Origin of the sequence: Rhodococcus erythropolis NBRC 15567 (assembly GCF_001552595.1) — a bacterium.
Taxonomy (GTDB): Bacteria; Actinomycetota; Actinomycetes; order Mycobacteriales; family Mycobacteriaceae; genus Rhodococcus_F; species Rhodococcus_F erythropolis.
Genome location: NZ_BCRM01000018.1, coordinates 108,340 through 127,659, shown reverse-complemented (window position 1 = coordinate 127,659; position 19,320 = coordinate 108,340). Strand labels below are relative to the sequence as shown.

The window sequence follows — 19,320 nt, the reverse complement described above, 5'->3', positions numbered from 1 at the left end:
CACAACGCACCGCCGAGCCTGCTCAGCGAGCGAGTTTGAACTGCAGCATCAGAATCAAGCGGGTGTCGGCGTCGGTCAGGTCGACGCCGCACATCTCCTTGCCTCGACGCAGGCGGTTGCGGAGCGTGTTGGGGTGAACATGCAGTGCGGCAGAAGAATTCGCCACGTCACCGCCGTGCTCGAGAAAGGCCTTTGCCGTCGCGACCAGATCGCTGCCGTGCTGAGAGTCGTGACGTTCGAGGCTTCCGAGTGGTGTGGAGTCGCCGAGTCCGTCGATGATGTCGGCGACGTGCAGGGCGAGTACGGAGGCCAACGTGTCCCTCATTCCCGCGACGGTTCCGCCGGACCGGCCATGACGAAGCGCTCCGAGAACATGGTCGGTGTCCGAGCGCGAAAGATGTGATTCGCTTGCAGACTTCACTGTCCGACCGACGGCCACTGCCAGGAATTCGCGACCGCGGGCGCGGGTGAGGAAGTCGGCGGACAATCGGCGAGCGTTGGTCTCGTCGGTCGCGATGACAAGGTAGATGGTCTCGGACAGTTGAGCTGCAACGGCGTCGACGGCCAGAGTGTCGAGGTACAAGCTCAAAGAGGCGACCAACCCCGCCGGCAGTGGTCCCGCAACGGTTCCGACGGCGACGACGGTGAGCGGGCCTGCCAACCGCAAGTCGTCGGCGGCGCGGAATGCGGGTTCGCCACCGCCGATCAGAGCTTGGACGCGCTGGGATTGGCGACGGCGTGTGCTGTCGACCCGGTCACGCTCCGAGGCGATTCTCTCGGCCACGACAGATACCGCGGATCGAAGTATCGATTCCTGTGTGGGCGTCGGTGTTCCGGCGAGTGCGACCCAGATCGAGCCGACGGGGCGATCGTTCTCGCGAACTGCGATGACCAGGCGCGGCGTGATCGCAGGGTCTTCGAGATCAACGTAGATTGGGTCACTCTCTCGGTGGAGACGATCGAATACTCCTGCATCGGAGAGTAATTGGCGGAATCGGCTGGGTACCTGCCGGCCGAGGATCGTGCCGATGCGAGCTTCGTCCACGGCCTGCTCGCCGCCGGAGTACGCGAGGACAGTCGAGTTCTCGTCCTCGATCGTGACGGGAGCGCCGAGCAATTCGGCCAGAGAACCGGCAACGGAGAAGAGGTCGTCGTCGCGCAGGTCCATGGGTGGGAGCCTACTGAGCGATCGACGGATTTCGGGTTACGACGCCTCGGCAGGACCTCGATGGCGAATATAGGCTGGTGCAATGGCCGACATCGAAGGTGTTCTGTTCGATATCGACGGAGTCCTGCTCACGTCCTGGCAGCCGATCGAGGGAGCAGGGGAAGCAGTACTCGAAGTTCGGCGGCGCGGATTGGCCTGTGGATTTCTGACCAACACAACCTCGCGCAGTTCGACGCTCATCGCGCAGGGGTTGTGCGACGCCGGTATCGAGGTCGAGGCGAGCCAGATAGTTACTGCCGCCAGGCTCACAGGGGAGTACGTGCGGGCGACCTACCCGGACGCGCGGGCGTGGGTCCTCAATCACGGTGACGTGTCTGCCGATCTCGAGGGAATCGAATTCGACGACGCCGATCCGGAGGTCGTGATTCTCGGCGGCGCCGGCCCGGAGTTCACCCACGAGGCGCTGAGCCGAGTGCTCGAACTTCTGCTCGCCGGTGTGCCCGTCGTCGCGATGCACCGCGGGATGATGTGGGAGACCGTAGACGGCCTTCGGATCGACACCGGAACGTACTTGCCGGGCTTCGAGGAAGTGGCAGGTGTAAATATCGCCGCAGTGGGTAAACCGTCTCTCACGGGGTTCCTGACAGCCACGGAACTGATGCATGTCGAACCTGAGGCGACGGTGATGGTCGGCGACGACCTGATCGGGGACGTCCTCTCCTCACAACGAGTCGGCTTGACCGGAGTTCTGGTGCGCACAGGCAAGTTTCGGCAAACAGTGCTCGATCTGTCGGTTCAGAAGCCTGATCATGTCATCGATTCGGTCGCGGATCTTCCGGCCCTTCTCGGGGTCGTCCTCGAGGCTTGACCAGGCGGGGGTGACGGACTTCACTCGAGCGGGTACTCTCGCGCCCGAATCCAATGAACTTGTTCCACGAAGGAGTTTTCTATGCCCTTGATCTCGTCAGTCTGGTTCCGTCGCTCATCCTCTCGAGTCAGCGGAATTTCCAGTAGTCGGTTGGGGGGCCGCCTGGCGAGAACAGGGGCTGTGATGACTGTAGGTATGGGGCTCGCCGCCGGGCTGGCGCTGACCGGTGCGGGAGCTGCTTCGGCAGCCCCCGTCACGTGTGTCTCGCCGCCGTCGGCCAATGACATCCAGGTCTCCGAGACCGCGAGCTGCGGCGCGCAGTCCGTCGGAGCCGGCCGTTCGCAGGCCGGTGCTGCCGAGAGCGGTACCGCTGTGAGCGTCGCCGCCGACAACGGCTACTCCAATTCATATGCAAACGGCTTCGGAACCGCGCTGGGGGCTTCTCGCGGTAACGGTCAGGCGCAGGCATTTGCGCTCGGCGGCGGTATCGCGCGGGCCGGGGCGGCTGACGGAAACGTCACCTTCGCTATCGCCGGTTACGGAGCGGGCGCTACGGCCGATGCCAACGGCGTCGACTGCGTCGGAGTGCTCTCGTTTGCGGTCAATTTGAGTAACGGACAGTTCTGCATCGCGGGCTGAGGCTCAACCTTGCACTCGGCACGCTCGAGTGCTAAAAATGCAGTTGGCACTCGCGAACCGTGAGTGCCAGGTCGAGGCAGTGAGACCGGGAACCATAGACACCCCCGGTCGTCCGTCGCGGGCACTGACTAGACCACAGGCGTAGATGGGTGACCAGGCAAATCGGTCGCCCGTGTAATGAGGTGACTGGTCAAACGGTCGCCTTGTGCCGATGAGGTGACCCGACGAGCGGTCACCTTGTGTGTCACCCCCTATCCGGAGGATCACTTCGCAATGGCAAAGATCATCGCGTTCGACGAAGAGGCACGTCGTGGCCTCGAGCGAGGCCTCAACGCCCTCGCCGACGCTGTCAAGGTGACGTTGGGCCCCAAGGGTCGCAACGTCGTTCTCGAAAAGAAGTGGGGCGCCCCCACGATCACCAACGATGGTGTTTCCATCGCCAAGGAGATCGAACTCGACGACCCGTACGAGAAGATCGGCGCCGAGCTCGTCAAGGAGGTCGCCAAGAAGACTGACGACGTCGCTGGCGACGGCACCACCACCGCTACCGTTCTCGCACAGGCTCTGGTCCGTGAAGGCCTGCGCAACGTCGCAGCCGGCGCGAACCCGCTCGGCCTCAAGCGCGGCATCGAGAAGGCTGTCGAGGCTGTCACAGCTCGCCTGCTCGAGACCGCCAAGGAGATCGACACCAAGGAGCAGATCGCTGCTACCGCCGGTATTTCCGCCGGCGACCCGTCCATCGGTGAGCTCATCGCCGAGGCTATGGACAAGGTCGGCAAGGAAGGCGTCATCACGGTCGAGGAGTCCAACACCTTCGGCCTGCAGCTCGAGCTCACCGAGGGCATGCGCTTCGACAAGGGCTACATCTCGGCGTACTTCGCCACCGATGCAGAGCGTCAGGAAGCCGTCCTCGAAGACGCGTACATCCTGCTCGTCAGCTCCAAGATCTCCACGGTCAAGGACCTGCTGCCCCTGCTGGAGAAGGTCATCCAGTCCGGCAAGCCGCTCCTGATCATCGCCGAGGACGTCGAGGGCGAAGCTCTCTCCACCCTCGTGGTCAACAAGATCCGTGGCACCTTCAAGTCTGTTGCCGTCAAGGCTCCCGGCTTCGGTGACCGTCGTAAGGCTCAGCTCGCCGACATCGCCATCCTCACCGGTGGCGAGGTCATCAGCGAAGAGGTCGGACTCTCCTTGGAGACCGCAGGCCTCGAGCTCCTCGGCCAGGCACGCAAGGTCGTCATCACCAAGGACGAGACCACCATCGTCGAGGGTGCCGGCGACGCCGACGCAATCGCCGGTCGTGTCAGCCAGATCCGCGCCGAGATCGAGAACAGCGACTCGGATTACGACCGTGAGAAGCTGCAGGAACGTCTGGCCAAGCTGGCCGGCGGCGTTGCAGTCATCAAGGCCGGCGCTGCTACCGAGGTCGAGCTCAAGGAGCGCAAGCACCGCATCGAAGATGCAGTGCGTAACGCAAAGGCAGCCGTCGAAGAGGGCATCGTCGCCGGTGGTGGCGTTGCACTTCTCCAGGCAGCTCCCGCACTGGACGACCTCAAGCTCGAAGGTGACGAGGCAACCGGCGCGAACATCGTTCGCGTTGCACTGTCCGCTCCGCTCAAGCAGATCGCATTCAACGCAGGCCTCGAGCCCGGCGTTGTTGCGGACAAGGTCTCCAACCTGCCCGCAGGTCACGGCCTCAACGCTGCGACCAACGAGTACGGCGACCTGCTCGCTGCAGGCATCAACGACCCGGTCAAGGTCACCCGCTCGGCACTGCAGAACGCAGCGTCCATCGCGGCTCTGTTCCTGACGACCGAAGCCGTTGTCGCTGACAAGCCCGAGAAGGCCGGAGCGCCTGCAGGCGATCCGACCGGCGGCATGGGCGGCATGGACTTCTGAGTCCATCTCCACCTAGCTCCTAGAGCCCGGCCCACCATTCGGTGGGCCGGGCTTTTGCTTGTCTGGAGACGGCATCCTAACGGCGGTCAATCGCATCGGTTCACGACCGTTGGACAAGTTCTTTAGTGCTAAAACTTTAGTGCCAACATATCCAACAAATGATTGAATTAAGTAAGTCTTTAGTGTGAAATTAACTAGTTCTTTTGGTGGAAAAATGCAACTAAAATAGAATATTTCCGACAATCTTCACAAAACTGATACATGTTGCAGTGATCTGGGTTACAGTATTGCGCATCGAGGAGGAAAGTTCCGGTCTGAAGCAATTGAAATGTATCGAAGCAGATGGCTTCATGTCTACGCCTTTTGGTGTATACAAGTACTATTCGCTACGGGTTGCAAATTTCAATTTCCCGAAATCGTGATTGAAATATTTGCGGGAACGATTCGTTGCTCAGCGCATATAATGGAATATTTATCTCTGGCGTCTTCGGCCGGATGGTGAAGCTTATCTAATATTGTTGTTAAATTCTTCACGATACAGGTGAGTTTAATGAATGGATCCACTGCGTGTTGATTAAAGGCTCGGAGTGGGTGACTGCATCTGTTGCCATTTCCGACTCGGCTATGAGTCGATGACTTCCACCCGGGATATCCGCGGGTAGGGGGAACTGACGACACGGAACGCTGCGAGCGTAACCGCGTCGGACAGGCAGTTCGATCAAACCGCCTTACGAGGAAATAGGAGTGAAGAACATGACTGTATCACTGGCGCGACGTACTACGATTGGTCTCGCAGCGGTAGCTGCATCAGCAGGTTTGGTGTTCGCGGCCGTTGCTCCGGCGTCGGCAACAGCGGGGCCCACGACAACAAGCTTTAAGAACGCGTGTTGGGCCGGTTCACCTGGAAATGTTGCGCAGTTGGAAAAACTTTCTGTCACCGTTGACCATACGGTCGTTGCGCCGGCCGGTCAGCCGAATACCTACACAATCCAATTCGGGGACCAGACTACGCCGAGCTCGTTCCCGGGTTATACTTTCAAGGGATTGAGTGATATTCAGTACAAGCTCTCGTACAATACCGCGACGTTGACAAGTGCGACCAAGACGAGTTCGGGTACGAATATCAGTTCGGGTAGTCCTACTGTTTCGGCTTCAGGCGGAATTATTACTCTTGGGAAGTTTGGAGTCGGCCCGAGCACGACATTCAAGGCACCTCAGATCACCGTTGTGACGACGTCTCCGGTGTTCGATGTAAAACTCTCTACTTCGGGAACCGCGGCCGAGTTCGGTAACTTTGCGAATAACTACTTCAGCTTCAAGGCGAACGGAGTAGCCGTTGTGATTCCAGTCAGTGCATCTACCTCTTGCGTTCCGTCTGACGACATCACGGGGGCGGTTGGAAGTTACCCGGCACTCAATGCGGGCGCCGGCACGCTTCACTAACATTGGATGCTCTGTCTCCGTCGTGAATTAGTCTAATTGGTCGCGGCGGTGATATGCGGCGAGAACGTGGCCGTCCGTGCAAATTGGCACAGGCGGTCACGTCTCTCGGTCAGCTGTGGTGCGCGGCTGTGGACTTGGTTTCCTCCACAGACATTCCTGTGCTCAGATCATTTGGTGATCCAGCAACGTGGATTCAATCTTATTGGCAGTCATAGCCGTTCGGACTCGGATGGTTGAGAGCTAGCACTTTTGTCGGTGCGTCGGAGTTGAAACGTCCTCTAGTACTAGTACTTTCGCGGGACGTTTTCACCTTCGGATTGCGTAGTCGAACGGTATTGGTAGACAGATCGATTGCACTCGTCGGCAGATACGTTGCAGTGTGTAGTGCCGCGTTGCCGAAGCTATTGAGTGCGGTGTGTTGATGGATTTCAGTAGAAATTGTGGCCGGCTCGGGCCCGCGACCTGCAAAAATGGAACAGGTTTCAGAAAGCTTCAAAATGTTTAGCCGAAAGTTCCCCAAATCGGGCTCTTCTGCACTACCTTGATGTCACCCCACAGCCGCGAAAGGGCGCGTACGCCCCGAAGAATATCGGTTACCTGGTTTGCAAAATCTTTCTCTCTGCTGCTCGGACCAGTTCTTTGTGGGCTACTGCAAGCGGTCCGATGTAAACGTCCTATGAGTAATCCAAGACCTACGAAAGGGTGGGAATCAGTATGATCGTCATGTTCCTCCAAGCGACTGCGCAATTGTTCACCGATCTGCTGGCCAACACATGGAGCGGGTCGATGCTGCCGGGCGTAGAGGCCGGCACAGGCTCGTTGGTATCCGCTATCGAACTCAGCTGATCGATAGTTTCAATTTCCGAGGATCTTTCTGACAGTGGGAGTGAATGATGGGTAGTTTGGGATCGGTCGCTGATGTGCTCGAAGGCGAAATGGGAGGGTTGATCAAGTCGGTCATTGCGGGCATCATTTTCGCGCCGATAATGTCGTCGATCGACCTGGGGTGGCAGGTTCCCCCTCTGCCGTAATTCGGAATCGTCAAGACCCGCGTGTTTGGATAACGGCCACGCAGATCTGATGGACTCCGCTGTTTTCTTTTCGAAACCCGAACGAACGAATTCCAAGGAGTGTGGAAGTACAGTGGATACAGCAAGTTTGATCGACGCGGTCGGCAGTATTGACGCGAACTCGGTCCAGTTGCCTTTGGCGGCTCTCAAGGGAATTATCGAGGGAGTTTTCGCAGCTATCTCTTCTTTCATTGAACTGGGTGTCACAGGATCCGCTGCGTCAGCCGGATCGATCCAATCCGGCCTCGGCTCCATAGCCGGCACCTAATCCGAAGAGGAGAAAGAAATGTTGAACGGATCATTGACGTACCTGTCCGATCTCGTCAGTTTCGGGTCGGTTGATCTCGTGGGCACGATCGGGAAATACCTGAACGCGCTTTCGTCCTTCCCAGTGTGATGAAAGGAAATGCACAATGCTTGAAAGATACCTGACTTCGATCGTGCAATGGGTTATCGACACAGCGGGCCTCACCTCCGCCGGAAGCAAGATGCTTCAGAATCCGAAGTAGGAAATTCTTGGTGGAGTCTGAATTGGAATACGCCACCGAGTCCGAATGATCCCCGAGGCTGACGTACGCCTCGGGGATCATTCGGTTTCGAGTTCCGGTCACGATTACCGATGCAGTGAGACGAGGTAGTGTCGATGCGATTGCCCAGCAAATTTGCGGTGCAGTTGGCGCGGTTGAGCCCGCGTGATGCCGATTTCATCTACAACGAGGCGGACGGCCATCTGGGGCATTTGATAGGGGTGTATTTCTTCGATACTTCTCAGCGCCCTGAGTCGGAGTTCTCGCGCGAGCAAGCAGTCGAATGGGTGACCGCACGGCTCGGCCACCATCGCATGTTCACCCACAAGGTACGACGTATCCCGCTCGGACTCGATCATCCGTACTGGATGCCAGTCAATGACTTCGACATCCGTGACCACGTACACGTCACAGACCTCACGGAGCCTGGTTGGGCGTCACTCGAGAAGCCTTTGAGTGCTTTGATGACTTCACGGATGGACTTGACCCGTCCGCCATGGGAGTTGCACTTCTTCAACGGAATCGAAGGTCTCGACGATCTGGACGGGAGGCTGACCGCCGTAGTGCTCAAGTCCCACCACAGCGCAGCGGATGGGATAGCAATCCGGATGTTGGGTGAATCCATCTTCTCGGGCGAAGAGCGAGCCGCCCGACACGTTCCAGTACCTCGACTATTGAAGGTGCGTGTACTCCTCGAATCGTTGGCGAGCATTCCCAGCCAGATGTTCAGATTCGCCCGGAGCGTTCCAGGGAATCGCGCTGCTCAACGAAGTGCGAACGCGGCCCAATCGGCCGGTGAATGGGTCGAGAGCCTCAACGAACGTCCGGCTACCAGGTTCAACGGCAAAGTCAGCGGATCGGGAACGCTGCAGCAATTAACCCTTCCCGGTGCCGTAATCGGTGGGGTCAAACACGCGGTTCCAGGCGCCACTGTCAACGATGTTCTCCTGGCGATCGTCGGTGGTGCGCTGTCGCGGTATCTGACAGAAAATGGTGAGCCGCCAGGGGGATCCTTGGTGGCAATGGTGCCTCGCTCGATGCGCAAGGTCGAGGAGTGGCAGTCTGCCAATCAACTGGTGACCTTGTCGGTCGATATGCACACGTCCGTTGCGGCGCCGCTGGAACGATTGGCACTCATCGCGCAATCCTCGCGTTCGGAGAAGGTACGTACTTCCCACCCTGCCACTCGCCGTGTGGATGCCGCGATCGAAACGGCGCCGGCATTCCTGCTGAGATTCATTGCTTTTGCGCGAAGTAGGAATTCCCACGATGTCACTCGTCCCCGCTACCAGCACACAATGGTGAGCAATATTCCGCTCTCTGTTGAAGGGCTGACATTGAACGGTGCACCGGGTGCAGCCGTGCTGGCAACCCAGCCCCCGGTTGACGGCGACGGGCTACGGCATTTCATGGTCGCCGCAGCAGGTGGGGGACTGACCCTCAACGTCATCGCGGATACCGCGACCATGCCCGATCTCCACCATTACATCGAACTACTGCGAGCAAGTTTCGATGATTTGGCGGCGGCAGCCGCGATGCAGACTGCGGATTCACCTGACCAAGAGGTTGCCTCCTGATCGATCGGAATCGCAGGCACCTTTTCCGATTGCTGGATTTGGTGATACCCAACGATTCCGAGCAGAACCCAGAGGATCTGCATGTCAGCTCGCTACAATTCGGACATTCGTTCAGCGTCGGAATTGAGGGGCATGCATGATCTTTCGGAACTCGTTGCCAGCCGCGGTATCTCAGATGGGACCGCGAGACGCGGAGTTCGTCTACAACGAGTCCGGCGGACATCTGAGCCACATGGTCTGCGCCTACTTCTTCGACACTACGGGCCATCCGCTCGCAGAGATGACGCACGACGACGCGGTTCGGTGGATCACCGAAAGATTCGGGTACTGGCCACTGTTCACGAGTCGACTCCAGCGAGTTCCGCTGGATCTGGACTATCCCTATTGGGTCCCGGCCGATTTCGACGTCGATGATCACGTGCACGTCCATCGTGCCCCTGTTGCCGGGTGGGCCCCGGTTCGTGAATTGCTCGGGCGCTCGCTCGGGGAGCCGATGGACCTTTCCCGGCCGCCCTGGGAGTTGCACGTCATGACCGGCGTGCGCGGGATCGACGAGCTACCTGGCAATCTGACGCTGATCATGCTCAAGACCCACCACGGGGCCGGTGACGGTCTGGCGATCCGCGATCTGACCAACCTTCTGTTCTCCGGTCCGCCGAAACCGGAGACGAAGCGTGCCGGTTCGGGGCTTTCGTCGCTGGATTTGATCGGGCGCACGGTCGTCGGTTTGCCCGGCCAGGCGATCCGCTTCGGCCGGGGTCTGTCCGTGACAAAGGTTGCGGCCGAGACGGTTCGGGAGGCGGAAGAGGCCGGAGAGCTACCTACGTACTCGGCCGACCGCCTACCGACCCGATTCAACGGCGTGCTGGGTGGAGACATCACGATCGATTTCCTGACGCTGGACGGCGCAGACATCAAAGCGATCCGAGCGGCCGTTCCGGACGTGACGGTCAACGACATCTTCCTGACCGTCGTCGCCGGTGCTCTCGACGCATACCTGTCGGAGAAGGGCGAGAAATCGGCCAGTGGGTTGGCGGCGATGGTTCCCCGATCGATGCGGAAGATAGCCGAATGGGAGTCGGCCAACCAACTGGCGCTGTTGACGGTCGATCTGCACACAGACGTCGAAGATCCGGTCGAGCGGCTGACACGAATCAGAGATTCGGCGCTGAGGGCCAAAGGGCGGAGTTCACACCCAGCCGTCCGTCGTTACGGCACGCGCATCGAAACTTCGCCTGCGGCTCTGCTCAGACTCACCGGTCTCTCGCGTCGGCTCAACAAGCTGGACCCTTCGCACAAGGTCATTCAGAACACGACGATCAGCAATGTCCCGGTATCAGTTGACGGCAACGTTTTCGAAGGTGCGCCGGCGGTGGCAGTTCTCGGTGGGCAGGCGCCGGTCGACGGAGACATTCTGCGCCACTTCCTCATTGCCGCGCGTGGAGGTTCTCTGACGCTCAATGTCATCGTCTCGCAAGAGACGATGCCGGATATCGAGCACTACGTCGAATTGTTGCGGGTGGGGTTCACGACGCTTTTGCAGGCAGTTTCTGACCAAAATCGTGAGGTAGGCGAACGATAAAGAGCAACTTGCGTCGGAACTTGTGGTGAATCGACGATTTGTGTTCGGGAAATTTCTGTCGAATTCATCCTAATTAAGGTAATTGTCCGTAGTGGTGTCGAGTCGTTATCTCGCGGATTAATGTGACTGTCGACACGTCGAGTGTCTACCGCCGGACTGGTTCGATAATCGTCACCGACGGTAAAAAGAATCACCTACGCGAGGAGCTGAACATGGGTTCGTTGATGGATATTCTCGGTGGTCCGAATGGGGACGGTGCACCGATGCAGGCTTTGCTGACAATGCTGCTGGGATTGGACAATGTCGGTGCAAACCTCTTCGGTTCACTGGCTGACACCGCCGGTGGAATCTTCGGATCTCTCGACACCCTCAGCTTTACGCCGCCTGTCGTTCCCTGAGTTTTCTGATCGGCGTCATTTGCTCGTCCCAAGTGAACCACTGAACATCTAAAGGAGAACGTCATGCTTGAAGGATCTGTCATGGACGCTGCCGGCTCAGTCGGTGCGATCATCGGTCAGGGGTTGGGCAGCGTCAGTGGCCTGGCCGTCAAGGGTCTCGAGGCCCTCGCTGCGCTCAGCGGTGGAGAGTTGAAGGCCGCCAAGTAGATTGTCGATTTCGGGGCCTGCTCGTGTTGGCGCGTAGGCCCCGAAATACCTTTTTGTCGGCGCGTAATTCTCGCCATGTCAATTGCCGGAATTCTCAACCTAACGGCATGAGCATCCAGGCGGCGAGATATACCAAAGCCGCGGTTCCACCCGTGCAAATAGCGGCGATAACCGCGAGTAGACGGACAAGATTTACGTCGGCGCCGAAGTAATCTGCAATTCCGCCGCACACTCCGGCGAACATTTTCTTGTCGTTGGAACGGGTGAAGGGGCGAGGTGTGTTGCTTTCGAATGTCATGCTTCAATTCTGAAGCGAGATGGCGCCGCGCACCATCGGGGACGACCCCCATCTGCACCCTGATCTTTTGAGGCCGCCGTGTCATACCCCGGTAGTTCATCCCAGCTTCACCGAACAGTTGCTGCGGGAGACTAACTTGTCGGCGGTGACCGATTTAGCAGAACGCCGACCGTTCCTCAGCGCCTTCGCGGATCTCTCGACCGCCGTCGATCTGGCCGACACCGCCGCCTTCACCGTCGACGACAATGACGACGACGATCCGGTGCTGCTGACGTCGCCGGACGGTTTCGAGGTCGACACCTGGCGGGAGGGCTACCCGTACGACGCACGGATGCCTCGGGACGAGTACGAAATGTCCAAGCGTCTGCTGCAGATCGAACTCCTCAAGCTGCAGAACTGGTCGAAAGAAACCGGCGCACGGCACGCCATAGTGTTCGAAGGACGCGACGCCGCCGGCAAGGGCGGAACGATCAAACGATTCATGGAGCACCTCAATCCTCGCGGCGCACGGGTCGTCGCATTGGAGAAGCCGTCGGCTCGCGAGTCGACGCAGTGGTACTTCCAGCGCTATGTGCAGCACCTTCCCGCAGCCGGGGAACTGGTGATGTTCGATCGGTCTTGGTACAACCGGGCCGGGGTCGAGCGGGTCATGGGCTTCTGCACCGACGAGGAGCACGAGCGTTTTCTGCGCCAGGTGCCGTTGTTCGAGCAGATGCTCGTCGACGACGGCATCAGCTTGATCAAGTTCTGGTTCTCGGTTTCACCGCTGGAGCAGCGCACGCGGTTCGCGATCAGACAGGTCGATCCCGTTCGGCAGTGGAAGCTTTCGCCGATGGACATCGCTTCTCTGGACAAGTGGGATGCGTACACAGCGGCGAAGGAAGAGATGATTCGGTTCACCGATACCGACACCGCTCCGTGGACCGTCATCAAGAGCAATGACAAGAAACGCGCGCGGATAAACGCGATGCGTCACGTGCTCAGTCAGTTCGATTACGACAACAAGGATTACGAGATCGTGGGTACTCCGGATCCGCTGATCGTGGGAAGCCTCGAATAGTCGGCGCGTGGGCTCTGCCCATCCGCGGCGTGGGTGGTTAGTGTGAGTTGAATGGAGACCGTACCGATCCAACTCCCCGACGGCACCGTGACCCCGATCCGTCTGTTTCCCGGACCGAACGACGACGCACCCGTGGTGGTGATGTTGCCCGGGCTCGGAGTTCCCGCCGGGTTCTACGATCCGGTGGCGCAGGCCCTGGTCGAAGCCGGCTTCAATGCGGCCATCGGTGAACTGCGTGGCCAAGGTGACAGCAAACCGCGCCCGAGCGCGTCGAGTGTTTTCGGATATCAGGAACTGGTCTCGATCGATTGTCCGGCGACGTTCGAGGTGGTGCGTGAGCGGTTTCCGGCCAGCACACCATTTCTGATGGGGCACAGCATGGGCGGCCAGATCGGGGTCATGTACGCGTCCAGGATTCGGGGCCGGCTCGGCGGACTGATCCTGGTTGCCTCCGGATCGCCGTATCACCGCGGATTCCCCGGAATCCGTGCGCCCGGACTCTATCTGGGCTCGTCCGCGATGTCGGTGACAGCCAACATCGCCGGCTTCTGGCCGGGAGACCGGGTCAACGTCGGCGGCTTCGGTCGACAGTCGAAAGTACTGATCACCGATTGGGCCCGGTTCGCCAGGACCGGTCGCATGGAACCCGTCGGTGCGGATATCGACTACGAGGAGCGGATCGCTCGCCTGACCTTGCCGGTTCTGTCGATCACGATCGAAGGGGACGATCTCGCTCCACGCCGGTCGGCAAAGAACCTGGTGGACAAGCTCTCCGGGGCCCAAGTGACGATGACGCACATCGACGAACCACTCGGTCACAACGGTTGGATACGCAATCCCACCGCTGTGAGCGAGCGCGTCGTCGCGTGGTTGCGCGACCGCTGAAAGATCAGCCGAGTTTCTGCCAGAGGAACTCGTAGGTCAGCGCAGTCTTGAAGGCCAGCTGAGCATTGTCCGCGGCGCCGCCGTGGCCACCCTCGATGTTCTCGAAATACAGCACCGGCTTGCCCAGCTCTTCCAGCCGTGCGGCCATCTTGCGGGCATGCGCGGGGTGGACGCGGTCGTCGCGGGTGGACGTCGCGATCAGGATCGGTGGGTACGACGCGGCGGCGTCGATGTTCTGATACGGCGAGTACTCCGAGATGAATGCCCACTCCTCCGGGACATCGGGGTCACCGTATTCGGCCATCCACGAAGCGCCGGCCAGCAGGAGATGGAATCGCCGCATGTCCAACAGCGGAACCTGGCAGACGATGGCGCCGAAGAGCTCGGGGTACTTGGTCAGCATGATGCCCATCAGCAGGCCGCCGTTGCTTCCGCCCTGAGCTGCCAGAAGATCCGGGGTCGTGATTCCGCGATCGACGAGGTCCCTCGCGACGGCAGAAAAGTCTTCGTGCACCTTGTGGCGCCCGGCCTTGAGAACCTGTGTGTGCCAACCGGGTCCGTACTCGCCGCCACCACGAATGTTCGCAACCACGTAGGTGCCGCCCTGCGTCAGCCAGGCACGGCCCAGAGAACCGCTGTACGACGGCGTCAGCGAGATCTCGAATCCGCCGTACCCGTAGAGCAGGGTGGGGCCGGGCTCGTTACGCGGACTGCGCACCACGAAGTACGGAACTTGGGTGCCGTCGGCAGAGGTGGCGAAGAACTGCTCTGTGGTGATGCCCTCGGCATCGAAGAACGAGGGAGCCTGCTTGAGGGCAGTGGGTTCGGTTTCGCCGATCACGCCGTGCAAAAGAGTTGCAGGGGAGGTGTATCCACTCGAGTTGACGAAGTATTCATTGCTGACATCGGGGTCGGTGTCGAGAATTTCGATACTGGTCAGTTCTGGAAGCCCTTCGAAAGGTCGATCCTCCCAGCCGTTTTCGCCCGGTGTCAGGATGCGCAGCGTGGTGCGGACGTCGGTGAGTACCACGAGAATCAGATGATCGCGTGTCCAGGTGTAGTGCTCGAGTGAGGAATGTGCGTCGGGTTCGAAGATCGATGTCAGTGCTCGTGAGCCGGCAAGGAAATCGTCGTAACGGATGGCAAGCAGTGCGCCGGTCGGATATTCGGTGTCCTCGACGGCCCACACGGACTTGGTGCGGATCAACAACCACTCGTGGTGAATCGAGATCCCGGCGTCCTCGGGGACGTCCACGAGCACCAGCTCACCGTCGGGGCGAACTTCGAAATGCTGAGAGTTGTAGAAATCGACCGAGCGAGTGACGAAGTCTCGTTCGAACCCGGGCGTCGGATCGTGCGAAGCCGAGATGGCCACGTCCGTGGCCTGGCCCTCGTAGACGGTCTCGGCACTGGAGAGGGGAGTGCCGCGCTTCCACCGCTGGGCCAGACGGGGATATCCGGAATCGGTGAGCGACCCTGGTCCGATATCCGTTCCGACGTAGACGGTATCGATGTCGATCCAGTCGATGTCGGTCTTGGCCTCGGGAAGGTAGAAGCCGGGATTCTCGCCCTCGGGAGCGAGGAACTCGCGCTTGTCGATGTCGAACTCGCGAACGACCGCCGCGTCTGCCCCGCCGCGGGAGAGGCTGATCAATGCACGGTTGCGGTGTGGCCGTAGAAGTTGCGTGCCCTTCCAGACCCAGTTCTCGCCCTCGGCCTCGGCCAGGGCGTCGAGGTCGACCAGGACGTCCCATTCCGGGTCGTCGGTGACGTACTGATCGAACGTCGTGCGTCGCCACAATCCGCGAACGTGGGTGCTGTCGCGCCAGAAGTTGTAGAGGAACTCACCTCGACGGCGGACGTAGGGGATTCGCGCGTCGGTATCGAGAATCTCGCGCACGTCGCTCTGCAGTCGATCGAAGCGCTCGTTGTCGGTGAGCTGCTCCTCGGTCACGGCATTGTGCTGACGGACCCAATCGAGTGCAGACTCACCGGTCACGTCTTCGAGCCAGAGGTAGGGGTCGTCGCCGGTGGTGGGCTGCTGATCGGAAGTCATACGTCCATTCTTACTGCTCGCTCCCGACAGCACTCGACCCCGCTCCCGAAACACTGGAGCGGGGTCGAGTGAGAACGAATCGGGTCAGACGCCCAGGGAGTGAGCGAGCATCGGCCAGGAGTTGTGGAGATCGTCTTGCCAGTAGCCCCACGAGTGGGTGCCGGTCGGCTTGAAGTCGAAGGTGGCCGGGATCTTCAGGTCGCTCAGGCGGTAGGCGAGGTTGTGGGTGCAGTAGTTGACCGCTGCCTCGATGATGCCGCCGACGATCGCCTGGTTGGCGAGCGCACCGACCTGACCGTTGATCGCGGGATTGGCGAGAGTGTCGTGTGGGCCGGGGAGTCCGGAGCCGGTGGAGACGTAGAGTTCGGTGCCGCGGAGCTTCTCGGCGTTGAGGACCGGATCGTTGTCCTTCCAGCCCTGACCGTCGAGGGGGCCCCACATGTTGGTGATGTCAGCTCCGCCGCGGGTACCTGTGACAAGTTCGATCGCACTCTGACCGACGGGAGTGCTGGTCTCGGCACATCCGCTGTACGCGCCGACGCCCTTGTAGAGGCCGGGAGCCGCGATGGCGAGGTTGAGGACCGAGGTCGCGGTCATGGAGATCGCGGAGATCGACTGGACCTTGTTGGTATTGAACTCGGCGTCGATGACGGGCGGGAGTTCCTGGGTCAGGAACGTCTGCCACTTCTGGCGACCGAGAACCGGATCGTCGTTCACCCAGTCGGTGTAGTAGCTGAATGCGCCTTCGAGTGGAGTGACGACGTTGACGTTCTTGTCCTGGAAGAAGTTCATGACGTCGGTCTTGCGTTGCCAGGTCGCCGAGTCTTCGCCGCCGCCTGCACCGTTGAGCAGGTAGAGCGTCGGGCGGGGTTCGCTGCCATCTGCTGGGAGGATGACCTCGAGCGGGATGTTGCGATCCATCGCCGGGGAGAAGACCGAGATGGTGACCTTGCGGTCGCCGGTCTTGGTGTTGCTCACGACGTGCGATCCGGACGTGTCACCGCCCGCAGAAGCTGTCGCCGGACTGATCAGCATCGGCAGCACCGTGGCCACTGCGAGAGCTGCGATCACACTGCCACGCTTGAAAATTCGAGCACGCATACGTTCGGATCCTCCACCTGAATGTCTTCGGATCCGGAACGGATCGAAGTGCCTGTGAGCCCTTACTGGAACAGGTTCACTTTTTGTTATGTGTCAGTAAAGCAGAGCGGGCGCAGAAAGTGACGCGATTCGATTGCCTGACAATTGAATTGGCCCCGGAATTAACCCCCGAATTAACCCCCGAATCGGCCCAGACAAGCACTCGACCCCGCTCCAGGAAGTGCAGGGAGCGGGGTCGAGTCGGAACGATTTCGGTCAGATGCCCATCGAACGAGCGAGCATCGGCCAGGAGTTGTGGAGATCGTCTTCCCAGTAGCCCCACGAGTGGGTGCCGGTCGGCTTGAAGTCGAAGGTGGCCGGGATCTTGAGATCGTTGAGGCGGTAGGCGAGGTTGTGGGTGCAGTAGTTGACTGCTGCCTCGATGACGCCGCCGACGATCACCTGGTTGGCGAGTGTGCCGACCTGTCCGTTGATCGCCTCGTTGTTCAGGGTGTCGTGCGGGCCGGGGAGTCCGGAGCCGGTGGAGATGAAGAGCTCGGTGCCGCGGAGCTTCTCGGCGTTGACGACGGGGTCGTTGTCGATCCAGCCCTGGCCGTCGAGGGGGCCCCACATGTTGGTCACGTCAGCGTCGCCGCGCATGCCCACAACCAGTTCGATGGAGGACTGGCCGACCGGTGTGCTGGTCTCGGCGCATCCGCTGTATGCACCGACGCCCTTGTAGAGGCCCGGAGCTGCGATGGCGAGGTTGAGGACCGAGGTCGCGGTCATCGAGATCGCGGAGATCGACTGGACGCCGTTGGTGTTGAACTCGGCGTCGATGACGGGCGGGAGTTCCTGGGTCAGGAACGTCTGCCACTTCTGACGGCCGAGGGACGGGTCGTCGTTCATCCAGTCGGTGTAGTAACTGAATGCACCTTCGAGCGGGGTGACGACGTTGACGTTCTTGTCAGCGAAGAACTCGTTGACGTCGGTCTGACGCTGCCACGTCGCCCGGTCTTCGCCGCCGCCTGCACCGTTGAGCAGGTAGAGCGTCGGGCGGGGTTCGCTGCCGTCTGCTGGGAGGATGACCTCGAGCGGAATGTCGCGTCCCATGGAAGGTGAGTACACCTTGATGGTGGCGATGCGCCCGTTGTCCGTGCGGCTCGAGAGCTTGGAACCCGTTGTGTTTGCCTTGGCAACAGTTGCCGTGGTGGTCGACGGATCTCCGCCTGCGGACGACACTGCAGGGCTGATCAGCATCGGCAGCACGGATACTGCGGCTACAGCGGCGACCAGACGGCCACGCTTGAAAGTGCGAGCACGCATACGTTCAGAAACCTCCACCTAAAATTCCTTCGAATCCGCCCAGGAGTGAACGGTCCTTTGTTGCTGTTCCCGTACGGGAATTCATGCTGGATACATGCCCTGTCGATAGGTACAGGGCGTGTGAGTCTTGTAAGTTCTACCGCATCGGTGCGTTATCCGCCAGTGAACCAGAGATTTGCTGAACGTACGACCAGTTTCAGGTGAATTTCCCTGATCATCGACGGGATTAGTGAGTGAACCGGACATATCCACTATGGGAACAACATTGTTGCCTACCTCTGCAGTCGAACGCGTCTGTCGAAGATCTTCTCCGATATCAGCGCCCAGCGGGGAGTTACGTTTCGGTGAACGTCGGTTACTCGCCGCAGACTCGCGCGGACTCGACGGCAATCGCCAAGAGTTTCGCGTGGCAGGCGCGGGTCGAGTTCCCGGAGATAACCCCTGTCTTCACCGTCGACGGCGTCGTCGAGATTCAGGAGTCCGGCGGAATCGCCCTGGCCTTCGACCTGGAGGACTCGAATCCGCTGGAGGGAGACCTGGCCAACGTCTCGTACTTCTACGACCTCGGAGTCCGCTCGATGTTGCCGACGTATAACTACATGAACGCTGCCGGCTGCGGCTGCTTGGACCTGGCGGACACGGGGTTGAGTGGATACGGCCGTGACCTGGTTGCCGAGATGAATCGCGTCGGAATGACGGTCGACGGCTCACATTGTTCGGTACAGACGGGGTTGGACATCTCAGCTATCACCCAGCGAGCAATGATCTACAGCCACTCGAACCTCCGAAGGTTGTGGGAGCATCCGCGCAACATCACCGACGATCAGGCCAGAGCGTGTGCGGAGACCGGCGGCGTCATCGGGATCAACGGCGTGGGTATATTCCTCGGCGTCAACGGACCGGATGACGACCAGGCTCGGCTGTCCGCGATGGCCGACCACATCGAAGAGGCTGTGGGACTCGTCGGCATCGATCACGTCGGGATCGGCTCCGACTTCTCCTTCGACGCCGACGACTTCCGCGAAGAGATCGAGCAGAACCCGTCGTCGTTCTCCGAGGCGTACACCGCGTGGGGGCCACTGCAGTGGACTCCTCCGGAGGACGTGCTGACACTTGATCAGGTATTGCGTGAGCGGGGCTTCGACGAGCCGTCGATCGAGGCCGTGTACGGCGGAAATTTCGCCCGAGTTGCCCGAGAAGTGTGGGCTACCGACGGGTAATGCGACCATCTGGGGAC

Annotated in this window: 17 protein-coding genes; 12 read left to right on the top strand and 5 right to left on the bottom strand. The window is 60.1% G+C overall.

Going from position 1 to position 19,320, the window contains the following annotated elements:
• Positions 1–22 precede the first annotated feature (22 nt).
• Complete coding sequence (locus tag RE4_RS21455) at positions 23–1,168, bottom strand: PucR family transcriptional regulator (RefSeq protein ID WP_021333987.1); 1,146 nt, start codon at positions 1,166–1,168, stop codon at positions 23–25.
• An 82-nt stretch (positions 1,169–1,250) separates the two neighbouring features.
• On the opposite strand from RE4_RS21455, the gene RE4_RS21450 reads away from it, so the two are divergent.
• The 9 genes from RE4_RS21450 to RE4_RS31325 all read left to right on the top strand — a co-directional run bounded on the left by RE4_RS21450 (position 1,251) and on the right by RE4_RS31325 (position 11,378).
• Positions 1,251–2,036, top strand: a complete 786-nt coding sequence (locus tag RE4_RS21450) for an HAD-IIA family hydrolase (RefSeq protein ID WP_060939306.1) — start codon at positions 1,251–1,253, stop codon at positions 2,034–2,036.
• An 81-nt stretch (positions 2,037–2,117) separates the two neighbouring features.
• Positions 2,118–2,675: a DUF6764 family protein gene (locus RE4_RS21445; RefSeq protein WP_019744475.1), complete on the top strand. Its 558-nt coding sequence runs from the start codon at positions 2,118–2,120 to the stop codon at positions 2,673–2,675.
• Positions 2,676–2,948: 273 nt separating this feature from the next.
• The gene (gene groL / locus RE4_RS21440) at positions 2,949–4,574 is read left to right on the top strand and encodes a chaperonin GroEL (protein ID WP_003941476.1); all 1,626 of its coding nucleotides are present in this window, start codon (positions 2,949–2,951) and stop codon (positions 4,572–4,574) included.
• 744 nt (positions 4,575–5,318) lie between these two features.
• Positions 5,319–6,017 carry a hypothetical protein gene (locus tag RE4_RS31070; RefSeq protein ID WP_127159971.1) on the top strand — a complete coding sequence of 233 codons (699 nt, stop codon included), beginning with the start codon at positions 5,319–5,321 and terminating at the stop codon, positions 6,015–6,017.
• A gap of 714 nt (positions 6,018–6,731) precedes the next feature.
• Complete coding sequence (locus RE4_RS31670) at positions 6,732–6,863, top strand: hypothetical protein (protein WP_255246887.1); 132 nt, start codon at positions 6,732–6,734, stop codon at positions 6,861–6,863.
• An 867-nt stretch (positions 6,864–7,730) separates the two neighbouring features.
• The gene (locus RE4_RS21430; protein ID WP_019744470.1) at positions 7,731–9,191 is read left to right on the top strand and encodes a wax ester/triacylglycerol synthase domain-containing protein; all 1,461 of its coding nucleotides are present in this window, start codon (positions 7,731–7,733) and stop codon (positions 9,189–9,191) included.
• A 136-nt stretch (positions 9,192–9,327) separates the two neighbouring features.
• A complete protein-coding gene (locus RE4_RS21425) occupies positions 9,328–10,773 on the top strand; it encodes a wax ester/triacylglycerol synthase domain-containing protein (protein ID WP_060939305.1) in 1,446 nt (481 codons plus the stop codon).
• Positions 10,774–10,985: 212 nt separating this feature from the next.
• A complete protein-coding gene (locus tag RE4_RS21420) occupies positions 10,986–11,171 on the top strand; it encodes a hypothetical protein (protein ID WP_223304379.1) in 186 nt (61 codons plus the stop codon).
• Between the two features lie 63 nt (positions 11,172–11,234).
• The gene (locus RE4_RS31325) at positions 11,235–11,378 is read left to right on the top strand and encodes a hypothetical protein (RefSeq protein WP_003941503.1); all 144 of its coding nucleotides are present in this window, start codon (positions 11,235–11,237) and stop codon (positions 11,376–11,378) included.
• 94 nt (positions 11,379–11,472) lie between these two features.
• Here the strand turns inward: RE4_RS31325 and RE4_RS21415 are convergent, their stop codons facing one another.
• Entirely contained in the window at positions 11,473–11,676 is a 204-nt protein-coding gene (locus RE4_RS21415) for a PspC domain-containing protein (protein ID WP_003941534.1), read from the bottom strand.
• A 145-nt stretch (positions 11,677–11,821) separates the two neighbouring features.
• Here RE4_RS21415 and ppk2 point away from each other — a divergent pair, with 145 nt between their 5' ends.
• Positions 11,822–12,736: a polyphosphate kinase 2 gene (ppk2, locus tag RE4_RS21410; protein ID WP_024487730.1), complete on the top strand. Its 915-nt coding sequence runs from the start codon at positions 11,822–11,824 to the stop codon at positions 12,734–12,736.
• A gap of 51 nt (positions 12,737–12,787) precedes the next feature.
• Positions 12,788–13,621 carry an alpha/beta hydrolase family protein gene (locus RE4_RS21405; RefSeq protein ID WP_020906717.1) on the top strand — a complete coding sequence of 278 codons (834 nt, stop codon included), beginning with the start codon at positions 12,788–12,790 and terminating at the stop codon, positions 13,619–13,621.
• Between the two features lie 4 nt (positions 13,622–13,625).
• Here the strand turns inward: RE4_RS21405 and RE4_RS21400 are convergent, their stop codons facing one another.
• The 3 genes from RE4_RS21400 to RE4_RS21390 all read right to left on the bottom strand — a co-directional run bounded on the left by RE4_RS21400 (position 13,626) and on the right by RE4_RS21390 (position 18,083).
• Positions 13,626–15,677, bottom strand: coding sequence for a prolyl oligopeptidase family serine peptidase (locus tag RE4_RS21400; RefSeq protein WP_060939304.1), 2,052 nt, complete (start codon positions 15,675–15,677; stop codon positions 13,626–13,628).
• Between the two features lie 84 nt (positions 15,678–15,761).
• Positions 15,762–16,778, bottom strand: a complete 1,017-nt coding sequence (locus RE4_RS21395; RefSeq protein WP_060939303.1) for an alpha/beta hydrolase — start codon at positions 16,776–16,778, stop codon at positions 15,762–15,764.
• Positions 16,779–17,033: 255 nt separating this feature from the next.
• The gene (locus RE4_RS21390; RefSeq protein WP_060939302.1) at positions 17,034–18,083 is read right to left on the bottom strand and encodes an alpha/beta hydrolase; all 1,050 of its coding nucleotides are present in this window, start codon (positions 18,081–18,083) and stop codon (positions 17,034–17,036) included.
• A 344-nt stretch (positions 18,084–18,427) separates the two neighbouring features.
• Here RE4_RS21390 and RE4_RS21385 point away from each other — a divergent pair, with 344 nt between their 5' ends.
• Entirely contained in the window at positions 18,428–19,303 is an 876-nt protein-coding gene (locus RE4_RS21385; protein WP_488175587.1) for a dipeptidase, read from the top strand.
• The last annotated feature ends 17 nt before the right edge of the window (positions 19,304–19,320 follow it).